The sequence below is a fragment of the Streptomyces sp. NPDC052107 genome, from assembly GCF_040680215.1.
GTDB lineage: Bacteria > Actinomycetota > Actinomycetes > Streptomycetales > Streptomycetaceae > Streptomyces.
Window position 1 is genome coordinate 178237 of record NZ_JBFAWG010000013.1, and the last position, 14874, is coordinate 193110.

The 14874-nt window shown below is 72.5% G+C and carries 14 protein-coding genes, 1 tRNA gene and 2 pseudogenes; 5 read left to right on the top strand and 12 right to left on the bottom strand.

Annotated features, from left to right (window positions below):
* Window positions 1–14 precede the first annotated feature (14 nt).
* Window positions 15–1202, top strand: coding sequence for a class I SAM-dependent methyltransferase (locus tag AB0M27_RS17630; protein ID WP_365722622.1), 1188 nt, complete (start codon window positions 15–17; stop codon window positions 1200–1202).
* A gap of 207 nt (window positions 1203–1409) precedes the next feature.
* Here the strand turns inward: AB0M27_RS17630 and AB0M27_RS17635 are convergent, their stop codons facing one another.
* The 5 genes from AB0M27_RS17635 to AB0M27_RS17655 form a co-directional block, all read right to left on the bottom strand.
* Window positions 1410–2684, bottom strand: a complete 1275-nt coding sequence (locus tag AB0M27_RS17635; RefSeq protein WP_365722624.1) for an RNA polymerase sigma factor — start codon at window positions 2682–2684, stop codon at window positions 1410–1412.
* Between the two features lie 42 nt (window positions 2685–2726).
* Window positions 2727–3083, bottom strand: a complete 357-nt coding sequence (locus tag AB0M27_RS17640) for a YciI family protein (protein WP_365722626.1) — start codon at window positions 3081–3083, stop codon at window positions 2727–2729.
* 110 nt (window positions 3084–3193) lie between these two features.
* On the bottom strand, window positions 3194–4558 hold the full coding sequence (locus tag AB0M27_RS17645) for an FG-GAP-like repeat-containing protein (protein WP_365722628.1): 1365 nt from the start codon (window positions 4556–4558) through the stop codon (window positions 3194–3196).
* 73 nt (window positions 4559–4631) lie between these two features.
* Window positions 4632–5687, bottom strand: a complete 1056-nt coding sequence (locus AB0M27_RS17650; RefSeq protein ID WP_365722630.1) for an LCP family protein — start codon at window positions 5685–5687, stop codon at window positions 4632–4634.
* Between the two features lie 73 nt (window positions 5688–5760).
* Window positions 5761–6123 (bottom strand): cellulose binding domain-containing protein, encoded by a 363-nt coding sequence (locus tag AB0M27_RS17655; protein WP_365722632.1) that lies wholly within the window; start codon window positions 6121–6123, stop codon window positions 5761–5763.
* An 81-nt stretch (window positions 6124–6204) separates the two neighbouring features.
* On the opposite strand from AB0M27_RS17655, the pseudogene AB0M27_RS17660 reads away from it, so the two are divergent.
* Window positions 6205–6558: pseudogene (locus AB0M27_RS17660) on the top strand (IS200/IS605 family accessory protein TnpB-related protein); the annotation flags it as partial.
* On the opposite strand, the pseudogene AB0M27_RS17665 reads toward AB0M27_RS17660, so the two are convergent.
* Window positions 6507–6724, bottom strand: a pseudogene (locus AB0M27_RS17665) (endo-1,4-beta-xylanase); the annotation flags it as partial. The pseudogenes AB0M27_RS17660 and AB0M27_RS17665 sit on opposite strands and share 52 nt — an antisense overlap.
* A 99-nt stretch (window positions 6725–6823) precedes the next feature.
* Entirely contained in the window at window positions 6824–7855 is a 1032-nt protein-coding gene (locus AB0M27_RS17670; RefSeq protein WP_365722634.1) for a LacI family DNA-binding transcriptional regulator, read from the bottom strand.
* A gap of 130 nt (window positions 7856–7985) precedes the next feature.
* On the opposite strand from AB0M27_RS17670, the gene AB0M27_RS17675 reads away from it, so the two are divergent.
* Both AB0M27_RS17675 and AB0M27_RS17680 read left to right on the top strand, forming a co-directional pair.
* The gene (locus AB0M27_RS17675; RefSeq protein WP_365722636.1) at window positions 7986–10289 is read left to right on the top strand and encodes a glycoside hydrolase family 3 N-terminal domain-containing protein; all 2304 of its coding nucleotides are present in this window, start codon (window positions 7986–7988) and stop codon (window positions 10287–10289) included.
* A 111-nt stretch (window positions 10290–10400) separates the two neighbouring features.
* Window positions 10401–11276, top strand: a complete 876-nt coding sequence (locus tag AB0M27_RS17680) for a hypothetical protein (protein ID WP_365722638.1) — start codon at window positions 10401–10403, stop codon at window positions 11274–11276.
* A gap of 41 nt (window positions 11277–11317) precedes the next feature.
* Here the strand turns inward: AB0M27_RS17680 and AB0M27_RS17685 are convergent.
* The 5 genes from AB0M27_RS17685 to tsaB form a co-directional block, all read right to left on the bottom strand.
* Window positions 11318–11390 (bottom strand) — tRNA-Gly (locus tag AB0M27_RS17685).
* A 73-nt stretch (window positions 11391–11463) separates the two neighbouring features.
* Entirely contained in the window at window positions 11464–11721 is a 258-nt protein-coding gene (locus AB0M27_RS17690; protein ID WP_365722640.1) for a hypothetical protein, read from the bottom strand.
* The gene (gene tsaD / locus AB0M27_RS17695) at window positions 11718–12815 is read right to left on the bottom strand and encodes a tRNA (adenosine(37)-N6)-threonylcarbamoyltransferase complex transferase subunit TsaD (protein ID WP_365722642.1); all 1098 of its coding nucleotides are present in this window, start codon (window positions 12813–12815) and stop codon (window positions 11718–11720) included. The genes AB0M27_RS17690 and tsaD overlap by 4 nt, the downstream gene beginning before the upstream one ends.
* The gene (rimI, locus tag AB0M27_RS17700; protein WP_365722714.1) at window positions 12808–13281 is read right to left on the bottom strand and encodes a ribosomal protein S18-alanine N-acetyltransferase; all 474 of its coding nucleotides are present in this window, start codon (window positions 13279–13281) and stop codon (window positions 12808–12810) included. The genes tsaD and rimI overlap by 8 nt, the downstream gene beginning before the upstream one ends.
* A 17-nt stretch (window positions 13282–13298) precedes the next feature.
* Complete coding sequence (gene tsaB / locus AB0M27_RS17705) at window positions 13299–13955, bottom strand: tRNA (adenosine(37)-N6)-threonylcarbamoyltransferase complex dimerization subunit type 1 TsaB (protein ID WP_365722644.1); 657 nt, start codon at window positions 13953–13955, stop codon at window positions 13299–13301.
* Between the two features lie 113 nt (window positions 13956–14068).
* Here tsaB and AB0M27_RS17710 point away from each other — a divergent pair, with 113 nt between their 5' ends.
* The gene (locus AB0M27_RS17710; protein ID WP_365722646.1) at window positions 14069–14620 is read left to right on the top strand and encodes a hypothetical protein; all 552 of its coding nucleotides are present in this window, start codon (window positions 14069–14071) and stop codon (window positions 14618–14620) included.
* Window positions 14621–14874: the final 254 nt, after the last annotated feature.

A 14874-nucleotide genomic window follows, 5' to 3' on the forward strand; every position in this document is an offset into this window, starting at 1 on the left:
CCCACAATGACCCGGTGAACGACCTCGCTCTGCTCCTCACCCCCGAAGGCCGTGCCCTCCTCGACGAGGTCCGCGACACCGCCCCGGCCGACGAACTCGCCGTCGCCACCCGGCTGCGCCGCGACCATCCCGCCGAGCTGGTGTCGGCCGCGCTCGGCCAGGCCCGGCTGCGGCAGCGGGCGGCGGCGAAGTTCGGGGCGGCGGACGCGGGACGGATGTTCTTCACGCCGAACGGGGTCGAGCAGTCGACGCGGGCCGGCGTCGCCGCCTACCGGGCCGAGCGGTTCAAGCACCTCGGCGTGACCTCGGTCGCCGATCTGTGCTGCGGGATCGGCGGGGACGCCATCGCGTTCGCCCGGGCGGGGATCCGGGTGCTCGCCGTGGACCGGGATCCGGTGACCGCCGCCGTGGCGCGGGCGAACGCCGAGGCGCTGGGGCTGGGCGAGCTGATCGAGGTGCGCGAGGCGGACGTCACCGAGGTGGACACGGGTGGTTATGACGCCGTGTTCGTGGACCCCGCACGGCGGGGCGGGCGCGGGAGGATCTTCGATCCCGAGGCCTACTCCCCGCCCCTGTCCTGGGCGATCGGGGCCGCCCGTACGGCACCCCGCGCGGCACTGAAGGTGGCGCCCGGCATTCCGCACGAGGCCGTGCCCGCCGACGCCGAGGCCGAATGGATCTCGGACGGCGGAGACGTGAAGGAGGCGGTGGTGTGGTTCGGCACCGAGCCGGGCCTGGTGCGCGCCACCCTGCTGCCCGGCCCGCGCACCCTCCTGGGCAAGGGACTGCCCGACCCGGAGGTCCGGCCGGTGGGACGCTATCTGTACGAGCCCGACGGCGCCGTCATCCGCGCCCATCTGGTCGCCGAGGTGGCCGAACGCCTGGACGGCGGCCTGATCGACGCCACCATCGCCTATGTCAGCGCCGACGAACTGCGCCCCACCCCGTACGCCTCCTCCTACGAGATCACCGACCGGCTCCCCTTCAGCGTCAAGAAGTTGAAGGCCATGCTGCGGGAGCGCGAGGTCGGCACGCTGACCGTGAAGAAACGCGGGTCGGCCGTCGAGCCGGAGGAACTGCGCAGGAAGGTCAAGCCGCAGGGGCCGAATTCGGCGACGGTGTTCCTCACCCGGGTCGCGGGGGCGCCGACCATGCTGATCGGGGCCCCAGCGACACCGCCCGCGGCCACTGCGCTGCCGTAGTGCGCAGCGCGCCGAGGCCGGGCGCGACCGCGGCCGCCCCCTGCGGGATGGCCGGCGAACTCGCCGCCGGGGCAAGGCTGTTGCAGTACGGCGTGTACGTCCACTGGCTGCTGCTCGCGCTGATCGCGGTGCCCGCGGTGCAGAGCGCGACGGGTCTTCGGCGCGCGGAGGGTCTGCGACACGGCAAGGGCGCGCCCCTGAAAACCCTCAGTGAACAGGAAGGGAATGCAGTTTCGAGAGCAACAGCTGCCGCTCGCGTTCATTGCGCGTGAGCGCCACCGCCCGCTCGAACTCCGCCCGTGCTTCCGCCGTACGGCCGAGGCGGGCCAGCAGGTCGCCGCGGACGCTGGGCAGCAGGTGGTAGTCACGCAGGGCGGGTTCCGCGGTCAGGTTATCCACCAGCTCCAGGCCCTCGGCCGGGCCGTCGGCCATCGACACGGCGACCGCGCGGTTCAGCTCGACCACGGGCGACGGGGCGCGGGCGGCCAGCAGGCCGTACAGGGTGGCGATGGCACGCCAGTCGGTCTCCTCGTAGTGGTAGGCGTGCGCGTGGCACGCCGCGATGGCCGCCTGGAGGGCGTACGGGCCCGGGGCGCCGCTCGCCGTGGCGCCGGCCCGGTCGAGGGCGCGGATGCCGCGGGCGATGAGCATGCGGTTCCAGCGGCGGCGGTTCTGGTCCTTCAGCAGCACCGGCTCGCCGTCCGGACCGGTGCGGGCGGCCGTGCGGGACGCCTGGAACTCCAGCAGCGCGGTCAGGCCGTGCACCTCCGGCTCCTTGGGCATCAGCGAGGACAGGACGCGGGCCAGGCGCAGCGCGTCCTCGCACAGGCCGGGGCGGAGCAGGTCGTCGCCGGCGGTCGCCGCGTACCCCTCGTTGAAGATCAGGTAGATGACGTCCAGGACGGAGCCGAGGCGGGCCTCGCGGTCGGGGCCGTAGGGCACCTCGAAGGCGACGTTCTGCTTCGCCAGGGTGCGCTTGGCGCGGACGATGCGCTGGGCGATCGTCGGCTCCGGGACGAGGTAGGCGCGGGCGATCTCGGCCGTGCTCAGGCCACCGAGCAGGCGCAGGGTGAGCGCGGTGCGGGCCTCGGGCGACAGCACCGGGTGACAGGCGGTGAAGACGAGCCGGAGCAGGTCGTCGTCGATGTCGTCGGGATCGGCGTGCTCGTCGTACGAGGGCGGGGCAGCCTCCAGGTCCCGGCCGATCCCGGCGAGTTTGCGGGCGTAGGTCTCGCGGCGCCGGATCAGATCGACGGCGCGGTGCCGGGCGGTCGCCATGAGCCAGGCGCCGGGGTTGTCGGGCACGCCGTCGCGGGGCCATTGCTCCAGGGCGGCGACGAGCGCGTCCTGCGCCAGTTCCTCGGCGATGCCGACGTCCCGGACGATCCGGGCGACACCGGCGATGACCCGGGGCGACTCCAGGCGGAAGACGGTCTCGATCGCGTGCGCCGCGGTGGGCGCCGGGGTGGGCTGTGGTTCCACAGCCCACCATGCAACACCGCCGTACGGCGCCGCGCCAGGCACTCAGCCCTCGGCGATCTCCCGCACCTCGCAGGTCACGGTCCAGTGGTCCTCGTGGACCTGCAGGAACCGCTTGGTCCACTCCAGGGCCTCGGCCTTGTCCTTGCACTGCATGATGGCGTAGCCGCCGATGGCCTCCTTGGTCTCGGTGAACGGCCCGTCGGTGACGGAGATCCTGCCGCCCTCCCAGCGCACCCGGGTGCCCTGGGCGGACGGGGTGAGCCCGGCGGTGTCGAGCATGACGCCGGCCTTGGTGACCTCCTCGATCAGCTCGCCCATCCGCTGCATCAGCTCGGGGCTGGGGCCCTCGGCAGGGGCGGAGGACTCGTCGATTCGCACGAGCGACAGGTAGCGGGGCATGGTGGCTCCTTCGGTCGGGCGGTGGGGCCTCTCCCCGCCGCTCACCCATGCGTCGAACGGCAGACACCCGGATCGACACACGCACCGGAAATTCTTTCCGGCGTCCGTGATCACTTCAGCTCGAACCCGAATCCCGCCTTCGTGTACGGCGCCCCGACCGCCTTTCCGCCGAAGACCAGGGCCGCGTCCGTGACCAGGCCGCTCGGGCGTCCGCGCAGGCTCCAGACGGCACCGTTGCCACCGTCCTCGCCGGTGGCGGAGGCCGCCAGGTCGGCGTGTCCGTTGCCGTTGATGTCCAGCAGCCGGACGCCGGCGCCGAAGGCGTCGCCCGGCTCGGCGGTGCCGGGTACGCCCGCGGTGTTCTGGGTGAAGGCCTGGGCGCCGGTGCCGGTCAGCCCGTGGCGGCCGCCGGGCAGGACGTCGACCACGCCCTCGGCCTGGTTCTCGCCGGGCGCGCCGACCACCACGTCGTCGATCCCGTCCCCGGTGATGTCCCCGACGGCGACCGAGGCGCCGAACAGGTCGTCCGTCTCCGCCGCGCCGGGAACCCCGGGAGTGTTCTGCGAGAACGACTTCCAGGTGTCCTCGCCGCCGAGGCCGGAGCGCGAGCCGTAGGTCACCCAGATCCGCTCGTCGTTCGCGTACCCGGTGACCAGGTCGTCGTAGCCGTCGCCGTTGACGTCCCCGATCGCGGCCGCGCCGTCGCCGCTCGGGAAGCCGCCGACCGGGGTGAGCCCGGAGGGGCCGCTCAGGTACAGACGGGTGCCGCGGTTGCCGTCGCCGCCGTAGATGTACAGGGCCAGATCGGTACGGCCGTCGCCGTTGAGGTCGCCGGTGGTGCCGTCGTGGACGTTGACGTACTGGAGATGATCGGGGTCGAAGGCTGCCTTGGCGGCCGGGGTGCCGGTGCGCTTCAGCGGGCCCGTCCACAGGGCCGCCGTGGTGCCGCCCGGGTCGTCGCCGGCGTCGGCGCCCGACCGGAACAGGGCCAGGTCCAGGTGCCCGTCGCCATCGAAGTCGCCGGTCTGGGTGTTGCCGGCGGGCACGGACGTGCCGCCGGACAGGCCGTGCGGCCCGCCCCAGACCACGACGGCGTCGGAGGCCGGGGAGCCGACGACCAGGTCCGCGTACCCGTCGCCGTCGAGATCACCCTTGGACAGCTGGAGGCCGAAGGCCTGCCCCTTGGCCGGGCTGCCCGGGATGCCGGTGGTCGCCCGGCTGATGAGGGTGCGGTGCGTCGTGGACAGGCCGTGCGGGCCGCCGTACATCACGGTGACATAGCCCGCCCCGGCCTGTCCGCCGACCGTGGCGTTCGGGGCGCCCACGGCGAGGTCGGCGTATCCGTCGCCGTTGAAGTCGTCGCGGACGGGAGCGGCGCTGTCCGTCGCGGACGCGGTCGGGACGGCGAGCCCCAGGGCCGCCAGCCCCAGGGTCAGCGGCAGCGCCCAACGGGCGTGCCAACGCAACGAGAACACCGGAATACCCCCTGGTGTACGGCGACTTGATTCACCGCACCAGACCCGTGGGCCGCGGGCAGGGTTGTACGGGTCAGCGCAGGGACGCCCACAGGTCGCTCGCCGCCGGCTCCTTCGCGATCACCCGGTTGTGGTCGGAGGGGGCGGTGACGACCGGCATCATCACCGTCTTCACGCGGTCGGCGGTCAGGCCCTTCAGGCTCTGGCCGAGCCGCATCAGCTCGCCCAGAGAGTCCAGGCCGGTGTCCGTGGTGAGGCTCGCGGTGACCGCGTCGGCGACCCGGTACAGCCTGGCCGGGTCGGTGAGCAGGTCCGTGGCGGCCATCTGCTCCAACAGGGCCTTGACCAGCATCTGTTGCAGCCCTATGCGGCCGAGGTCGCTGCCGTCGCCTATGCCGTGCCGGGTGCGGGCGAGCGCGAGGGCCTGCTTGCCGTCGAGGTGGTGGGGGCCGGCCGTCAGGTGCAGATGGCTCTGGTCGTCGTCGATGTCCTGCGTGGTGGTCACGTCGACCCCGCCGAGAGCGTCGACCAGCTTGGCGAAGCCGGAGAAGTCGATCTCGATGTAGTGGTCCATGCGGACGTTCGTGATCGACTCGACGGTCTTCACCGCGCACACCGGCCCGCCCACCGCGTAGGCGGTGTTGAACATCGCGCCGTAGGCCATCGCCGTCGAGCCGCCGGAGGCGAGCGGGCAGGACGGGCGGGTGACGAGGGTGTCGCGCGGGATGCTGACCACGGTGGCCTTCGTGCGGCCCGCGTCGATGTGCACGACCATCGCCGTGTCCGAGCGGGCGCCGGAGCTGTCGCCGCCGCCGAGCTCCTCGTTGGCCTTGCCGCTGCGCGAGTCCGAGCCGAGGACCAGGATGTTCAGGGAGCCGCTCGGCAGCGGGTCGGCGGCGGCCGAGGCGCTCGCGGAGGGGGCGACCACCGCCCGGGCGGGCCGGTCGTCGCCGAGCGCGCTGTTGATGTCGACGCTTCTGATGTTGTGGTTGAGGTGCCAGTACGCCCAGGCCGTGGTGGCCGCGCTCAGCACCAGGACGCCCGCGAGGAGGAGACCGGTGGCCTTCAGCGCACCCGGCCTCCGGCCTCGACGTCTACCCTCGTCGCCGTTCTCGTCATGTCCGGTCACGGCAGGAACGTAAGTCCGAATTATTAGGGGACTGTTAGCGGAAGCCGTGAGAATCGGTTTTCTTCGGAAATTCTCATCCCAGGCTCACCATGGGTACCGGATTACTGCCGCTCCAGGACGCGTTGAAGCCGGACGTCACCGAACCCCCGTCCGATACCGTCCCGTTGTAGGAGGCGTTGGTAGAGGACACCGCCGCGCCCGACTGGGTGCAGGTGGCGTTCCAGGCCAGGGTGATCTGCCGGCCCGGCGCCGTGAGCCGGCGGCGGAGTGGTGCCGCCGCCGCTGCCGCCGAGCGCCTCCGCGACGCCGTAGTAGCCGGTTTCGGCTGGTAGTTCTCGTCGTACGGGGTCGCCGCCCCGTAGCCGGGGAAGGTGTTCGGCACCCAGGAGTCGGCGTCGGTGAAACCCCACACGGTGACGTTCACACAGCGGCTCACGGCCGCCCAGCTGCCACCACCGATGTGAAGTCGGCCTTCTGCTGGGCGAGTTTCGCGCTGTCGGTGGGCAGCTGTACGCGTCTCACCATGAGAACCAGGAAGACCACTCGCCACGACGCGGCCGCCGTGGCGATCGAAGGCGCGCCCTGGGGCACCCGATCCGGCGACGGACGGCACCGCCCCGCACCCACCAGAGCGATGGGTACGGGCATCGGACCGTCCAAGGCCCGACCGGACATCCCGGGGCGTGAGGGAGCCCGCCCCCGTATCCCCGGACCACGGACACGATCCGTCGGCGCCGGATACGGAGCGAAAGCGGGGGACCGGTGTGCCCAACACCGTTCGGGGCACGCGGCTGGGCACGGGTCCTGGCAGCAGGACTCACTCCCGCCGGGGGTCAGCGAGCCGAACTGGGCGCCGGTGCCGTCGCCGTAGGTGCCGGTGAGCCTGGAGGCGGTGACGGCGGTGCCGATGACCTTGCCCTCGGTGGCGGCGAGGTCGCGCAAGGGGGTGCCGGTGGCGGCCGCGGCGGGCGCGGTGAACGGCAGCGCGACGCCGGTCAGCGGGATGCGAGGGATAAGCCGAGTCTCAGAGTTCTCATCGCGGATGTCTCCGAAAGTTTCGGTCGAAGAACCGATTGACTTCGGAGGAGTGTGGCGCCCACTTCACCCGACATTACGTCAGCTTCCGGCCAACGGCGTCACACGGCCGCGGGCGCCGCCGTGCTGCTGCGCACGACCAGGCTGGTCGCCAGCTCCACCCGGGTCGCCACCCGCTCCTCCGGCGCGCGCCCCAGCTCCAGCACCAGGCGGGCCGCCGCCTCGGCCATCTCGGTCAGCGGCTGCCGTACGGTCGTCAGCGGCGGGCCGACCCAGCGGGCCACCGGCAGATCGTCGAAGCCGACCACGCTGAGGTCCTCCGGGATGCGCAGGCCCAGCTCACGGGCCGCCTCGTACAGACCGAGCGCCTGCAGGTCGTTGCCCGCGAACACGGCCGTCGGCCGGTCGGGGCGGCGCAGCAGCTCCAGGCCCAGACGGTAGCCCGCGTCGTGGTGGAAGTCGCCGGCCACGATCAGCGAGGGGTCGACGGGCAGGCCGGCCGTCTCCAGGGCGGCACGGTAGCCGTCGACCCGGGCCCGGCTGCACATCATCCTCGACGGGCCGCTGATCGCGCCGATCCGGGTGTGGCCGAGCTCGACCAGTTGGCGGGTGGCGGCGAGCCCGCCCTGCCAGTTGGTGGCGCCGATGGACGGCACGTCCGGGCCCGGGTCGCCGGCCGGGTCCATCACCACGAACGGGATGGAACGGCTGGTCAGCAGCGCCCGCTGGGACTCGTCCAGCTCCGACAGCACCAGCACCACACCGTGCGGGCGACGCGCGGCCACCTGGTCGGCCCAGGTCCGGCCCGGAGTGAGCCGGCCGGCCGACTCGGACAGCACCACGCTCAGCCCGGCGTCCCGGGCCACGTTCTCCACGCCCCGGATGACCTCCAGCGCCCAGGCGCTCTCCAGCTCGTGGAAGACCAGGTCGATCAGCGGGGAGCGGGACGCCTCGGCGCGGCGGCGCCGGTAGCCGTAGGCGCGCAGCAGTTCCTCGACCCGGGTGCGGGTCGCGGGGGCGACATCGGCGCGACCGTTGAGCACCTTCGAAACAGTCGGAGCCGACACCCCGGCCTCACGGGCGATCTCGGCGAGGGTCGCCGTCTGCGTTTCTGCGGGCTTCGAAGGATTCATGCCCGCGATCGTATCCCCGTCGACCCCCTTGACGAAGGCCTGCTCGCGGCATAGGTTCCCGGAACATTCGGCATATTCTTCGAAACATTCGGGAACATACGTGAGCGACAGTCAGAGTGACGGGAGTTCCATGACCACCGCTCCTTGGCGCGACCCCGCCCTGCCCGCCGACGCCCGCGTGAGCGACCTGCTCTCCCGGATGACCCTGGAGGAGAAGGCCGCCCAGCTGTACGGCGTGTGGGTGGGCGCCGCCACGGACGGCGACGGGGTCGCCCCCCTGCAGCGCGAGATGACCGCCGACTTCGACTGGGACGAGCTGATCGCCCACGGTCTCGGCCAGCTGACCCGCTCCTTCGGCACCGCCCCCGTGGACCCGGTGCTCGGTGCCCGGGCCCTGGCCCGCGCCCAGCGCCGGATCGCCGCCGCCGGCCGCTTCGGCATCCCGGCCGTCGCCCACGAGGAGTGCCTGGCCGGCTTCACCGCCTGGCGCGCGACGGCGTACCCGGTGCCGCTCGCCTGGGGCGCGGCCTTCGACCCCGCGCTGGTGGAGGAGATGGGCCGGCGCATCGGCCACGACCTGCGCGCGTGCGGCGTCCACCAGGGCCTCGCCCCCGTCCTGGACGTGGTCCGCGACCCGCGCTGGGGACGGGTCGAGGAGACGATCGGCGAGGACCCGTACCTGGTCGGCACCCTCGGCACGGCCTATGTACGCGGTCTGGAGTCGGCCGGGGTCGTCGCCACGCTCAAGCACTTCGCCGGGTACGCGTCCTCGGCCGGCGCCCGCAATCTGGCGCCGGTCCGGGCGGGCGTACGGGAGTTCGCGGACATCACCCTTCCTCCCTTCGAGATGGCGCTGCGCGAGGGCGGGGCCCGCTCGGTGATGGCGGCCTACACCGAGACCGACGGCGTACCCGCCTCCGCCGACCCGCGCCTGCTGACCGAGCTGCTGCGCAAGGAGTGGGGATTCACCGGCACAGTGGTCGCCGACTACTTCGGCATCGGGTTCCTGCAGACCCTGCACCGGGTCGCGGCGGACGAGGCGGAGGCAGCGCACCGGGCGCTGGCCGCGGGCATCGACGTCGAGCTGCCGACCCTGAAGTGCTACGGCACCCCGCTCGTCACCGCCGTACGCGAGGGCCGTGTCCCGGAGTCGCTGGTGGACCGGGCGGCCCGGCGCGTGCTGCTGCAGAAGTGCGAGCTGGGCCTGCTGGACGCGGACTGGCGGCCGGAGCCGGAGGGCCCGGTGGACCTGGACTCGGCGGAGAACCGGGCCGTGGCCCGGCGGCTGGCCGAGGAGTCGGTGGTCCTGCTGGACAACCCCGACGGACTGCTGCCGCTGGCCCCCGACACCCGGATCGCCGTGGTCGGCCCGCGCGCGGCGGACGCGCTCGCCATGCTCGGCTGCTACTCCTTCCCCTCCCACGTCCTCACCCGCCACCCCGACGTCCCGCTGGGCATCGAGATCCCCCCGGTCCTGGACGCCCTGCGCGCCGAACTGCCCGACGCCAAGGTCACCTTCGCCGAAGGCTGCGAGGTCTCCGACCCGGACACGGCCGGCTTCGAGGAGGCGGTGGCCCGGGCGGCGGAGGCGGACGTGTGCGTGGCGGTGCTCGGCGACCGGGCCGGCCTGTTCGGCCTGGGCACCTCCGGCGAGGGCTGTGATGTGACCGACCTCCAACTGCCCGGTGTCCAGGCCGAGTTGTTGGACCGGCTGGTGGCGACGGGCGTCCCGGTGGTGCTGGTCCTGCTGACCGGGCGGCCGTACGCCCTGGGCCGCTGGCACGGCCGGCTCGGCGCGGTCGTGCAGGCCTTCTTCCCGGGCGAGGAGGGGGGTCCCGCGGTGGCCGGGGTGCTGTCCGGCCGGGTGAACCCCTCCGGGCGTCTCCCGGTGAGCGTGCCGCGCCTGCCCGGCGGCCAGCCCTGGACCTATCTCCAGCCCCCGCTGGGCCTGGCCGGCGAGGTCAGCAGCCTGGACCCGACCCCGCTGTACCCGTTCGGCCACGGCCACTCGTACACGACGTTCGCCTGGGAGGACGCCCACGCCCCCGAGGCCGAGATCCCGACGGACGGCGCATACGAGCTCTCCGTCACCGTCCGCAACACCGGCGACCGGGCCGGCGCCGAGGTGGTCCAGCTGTATCTGCACGACCCCGTGGCGAGCGTGACCCGGCCCGACGTACGGCTGATCGGGTATCAGCGGGTGGAGCTTCCGCCGGGCGTGTCCCGCCGGCTGACCTTCCGCTTCCACGCCGACCTGTCCTCGTTCACGGACCGCACGGGGGCACGGGTGGTGGAGCCGGGCGCGCTGGAGCTGCGGCTGGCCGCGTCGAGCACGGACGTACGGCACGCGGCCCGGATCCGGCTGACCGGGCCGGTGCGGGTGGTGGGCGGGGAGCGGCGGATGCGCTGCGGGGTCGTCGAACAGGCGGATTGAGCCCCCAGCGCGAACCCTGGCAAAAAGCAAGCCCTGTGCGGCGCGCGTTCAGGATGCGTTCAGGTTGCCCCTGGGAGGGTCGGCGGCCAGTCGACCCCCACAGGAGCACCCTTGACGACTCCCACGACGAAATCCGTCATGAAGAAGCTGCCCGAGGTCACCCTCGCGTTCTGGATCATGAAGATCGCGGCGACGACCCTGGGCGAGACCGCGGGCGACCTGTTCGCCCAGACCCTCAAGCTCGGCTACTTCCTCACCACCGTCGCCCTGTTCCTGGTCTTCGTGGTGACGCTGGTGATCCAGCTGCGCTCCGCGCGCTACAACCCGTTCTTCTACTGGACGGTGATCCTGTCGACCTCCATGGCCGGCACCACCATGTCCGACTTCATGAACCGGGACGCCAGCGCCAAGTACCTCTCGAACGGCGCGACCAGGCTGGGCTGGGGCCCGCAGGGACTGGGCCTCGGCTACCCGGAGGGCGCCGCGATCCTGATCTCGATCCTGCTGCTGATCTTCCTCGGCTGGAAGCTGAGCGGGATGACCTTCCAGATCACCGAGATCGTCACCTTCCGGGGTGAGGCCCTGTTCTGGTCGGCGATCCTGGTCTCCAACACCCTCGGCACCTCGATGGGCGACTTCCTGTCCGACAGCTCGGGCCTGGGCTATCTGGGCGGCGCGGCCCTGGTGACCGGCACCCTGCTCGTCCTGCTCGCCCTGATGAAGGTCCCGGCGGTGCCGAACGTCCTGCTCTTCTGGATCGCCTTCGTGCTGACCCGTCCGCTCGGCGCCACGGCCGGCGACCTCCTGACCAAGCCGGTGGCCAAGGGCGGCCTGGACCTGGGTACGGCCGGTTCCTCGGCCGTACTGCTCGCGGTGCTGTTCGGCCTGATGGCGTACGCGCACCTGAAGGAACGGCGGGTCGCGGCCCCGGAGTTCGCGGGCGGCGGGGCGGAGGAGACCCAGCGGGAGGAGGCCGGACGCCGGTAACGCGAAAGCCCGCCCCCGGAGATCCGGGGGCGGGCTTCCTGTGGAGCGCCGGGCAGGCCTTGCACCTGCATCTCCCCGCAGGAAGCGGGGCGTCTTTCCTTGGACCACCAACGCACTGCGTCCGAGCCGTTCTCCCGGCCGTTCGCTGTGTGATGATCATAGCGCAGGTCGGGGGGATCCCGCCAACTCAGACTTCGGCCACCGACTCGAACCGCCACCGGTGCACCGGCCGGGTCACCAACTCGGATGCAGGCTCCGGCAGTTCGGGGATCCCGGCGTCGTACGGCGCGTCCCACCAGGTGATGACCAGCACCCGGTCCTCGGGCGCGCGGAAGGTCTCCCGGCGCAACGGCTCGGGGACCAGCGGCTGATCCCGTACCCAGGCCAGCAGTTCCTCGCCCCGGCCCATGGCGGCCCGGGCCTCCCACATCAGCGCGACGGTCACGAGTACAGGTTCTCCTTGCCGACCTCGTGCACCTGGTCGTGGTTGCCCGGGACGTGCGACTCCGTGACCGGCAGCGAGGAGTCGGCCGACAGGTCCAGGCTGGAGGCGGCCCGGTTCCGGGCGACCATCTCGGCGCCGAGCGCGGCCACCATCGCGCCGTTGTCCGTGCACAGCTTGGGGCGCGGCACGCGGAGGCGGATGCCGGCCTTCTCGCAGCGCTCCTGGGCGAGCGCGCGCAGCCGGGAGTTGGCGGCCACACCGCCGCCGATCATCAGGTGGTCGACGCCCTCGTCCTTGCAGGCGCGGACGGCCTTGCGGGTCAGGACGTCGACGACGGCCTCCTGGAAGGAGGCGGCCACATCGCGGACCGGGACCTCCTCGCCGGCCGCGCGCCTGGCCTCGATCCAGCGGGCCACGGCCGTCTTCAGGCCGGAGAAGGAGAAGTCGTACGCCGGGTCACGGGGGCCGGTCAGGCCGCGCGGGAAGGCGATCGCCTCCGGGTCGCCCTCGCGCGCGTACCGGTCGATGACCGGGCCGCCGGGGAAGCCCAGGTTCAGCACCCGGGCGATCTTGTCGAAGGCCTCGCCGGCCGCGTCGTCGATGGTCGAGCCCATGGGGCGGACGTCGGAGGTGATGTCCTCGGACAGCAGCAGCGAGGAGTGGCCGCCGGAGACCAGCAGGGCCATGGTCGGCTCGGGCAGCGGGCCGTGCTCCAGCTGGTCGACGCAGATGTGCGAGGCCAGGTGGTTGACGCCGTACAGGGGCTTGCCGAGGGCGTAGGCGTACGCCTTGGCCGCCGAGACGCCGACGAGCAGGGCGCCCGCCAGACCTGGCCCCGCGGTCACGGCGATGCCGTCCAGGTCCCTGGCACTCACCCCCGCTTCCTTCAGTGCCCGGTCGATCGTCGGGACCATCGCCTCCAGGTGCGCGCGGGACGCCACCTCGGGGACGACACCGCCGAAGCGGGCGTGCTCGTCCACGCTGGAGGCGACGGCGTCCGCCAGCAGGGTGCTGCCGCGGACGATGCCGACGCCGGTCTCGTCGCAGGAGGTCTCGATGCCGAGTACGAGAGGCTCGTCGCGTGAGTCAGTCATTGCTCTCGGTTTCCTGTACTGATGAGGAAGGGTCGCTCAGGCGCATCACCAGGGCGTCCACGTTGCCCGGCTGGTAGTAACCACGCCGGAAGCCGATCGGCTCGAAGCCGAAGCGCTCGTAGAGCTTCTGCGCACGGACGTTGTCGACCCGGCATTCCAGCATCACCTCGTGACACTCGAACGCGGTCGCCGCACGCAGCAACTCGGTCAGCAGCAGGGCGCCGAGGCCGGTGCCCTGCTGCTCGCGGGCCACGGCGATGGTCTGGATGTCGCCCTGCTCACCGGCGGCGACCAGTCCGGCGTAGCCGACGATACGGCCGCCGGTCTCGGCCACGAGATAGCGCCGGTTCGCCTCGGCGCCCCGGGAGTGGGCCAGCTCGGACCAGAACATGCCCCGGGACCAGGCGTCCTCGGGGAACAGGTCCTTCTCCAGCTCCAGGACCGGGTCGATGTCCCACCAGCGCATCTCGCGCAGTCGTACGGTCACTTCGGGGTGACCACCTTGTAGTTCTTGGGAACCTGGGCGTCCGGGCGGCGCAGATACAGCGGCCGGGGTGCCGGCAGCTCCTCGCCGGCGGCCAGCTTCTCCACGGCGAGCGAGGCGAGGGCGGCGGCCGAGACGTGCTCGGGCTCGTGGGCGCTCGGGAACGTGCCCGGGTAGAGCAGTGCGCCCGCGCCGACCGACGGGAGCCCGGCGACCTGCTCGGCGATGTCGCCGGGGCGGTCCACGGCCGGTTCGGTCAGCCGGGTCCGCGAGTCGGCGTACTTCGCCCAGTAGACCTCCTTGCGCCGGGCGTCGGTCGCCACGACGAAGGGGCCCTTCTCCATGTCGGCGGCGAAGGCGAGACCGTCCAGCGTGCACAGGCCGTGGACGGGGACGCCGAGCGCCAGACCGAAGGTGTCGGCGGTCATGAGACCGACGCGCAGGCCGGTGTAGGGGCCGGGGCCGATGCCGACGACGATGCCGGTGACGGCGTCCAGCCTGAGTCCGGCCTCGGCGAGCACACGGTCCACGGCCGGCAGCAGCAGCTCTCCGTGCCGGCGCGCGTCCACCTGACTCGACGAGGCGATGACGTCCGTGCCGTCGTGCAGCGCGACGGTGACGGCGGGTGTTGCGGTATCCAGAGCGAGCAAGAGCACGCGAACAGCCTACGGCGCCCGCGCCGCGTACATGGCCGTCCGGGGCGGACGGTCACCGACTGCTACGGTCTGTACGAAGTACGACATATCGCACGAGGCAAAGGTGAGCGCACGTGGCAGGGACCAGCTCGGCGATCGTGGCCGGCCTCACCGCAGCGGCCATCGGCGCCGTCGGATTCCTCGCCCACCAGGCCCAGGCCAACGCGCCGGCGAGCCTGAGCGGCAGACCCGGACCCATCGCCTCCTCCTCGGTGAGCGCCGGCAAGGCCCCCCGACACGGCCCGGCCGCGGCGCCGGGCGGGTCCGGTACGGGTGAACGGGTCGTGTACTCGGTGCACGACGACCGGGTCTGGCTGGTCACCGGCGGGAACCGGGTGGAGCGCAGCTTCAAGGTCAGCCCCGGCACGGTCGACCCTCCGCCGGGCGCCTACTGGGTCACGTCCCGGTCGAGTGCGACCACCGGAACGGATGGTGTTCCCATCGAGCATGTGGTCCGGTTCACCAGCGTGAACGGGCTGGCGATCGGGTTCAGCGCGGCGGTGGCCCCACGGGCGGCTGCCGCCGATCCGGGCATGCGGACGGGCGGGATTCGGGAGACGCGGGCCGATGGGAGTGCGATGTGGGTTTTCGCGACGATCGGGGTGAAGATCGTCGTGATTCGCTAGGCCGCCGCTCGCGTGATGCACTAGGCCGCCGCCTGTGAGTGCCGCGACGTGTCGTCGGGCGGCCGCGGGTTCGCTGTGGCCGGTCGCGCCCCCGCGGCGGTAGCCGCATGGCCGACCGGGCCCCGCACCCCTTCGGGGCGATCCTCAGGGGCCCGGGGTGGACGGGAAACCGCCTTCGCCGCCTCGCATGACGCCAGGAGGTCGCGCATGGATACGACGGTGGGACCGGGCTCGGTCATGGACGCCTCCTTGGT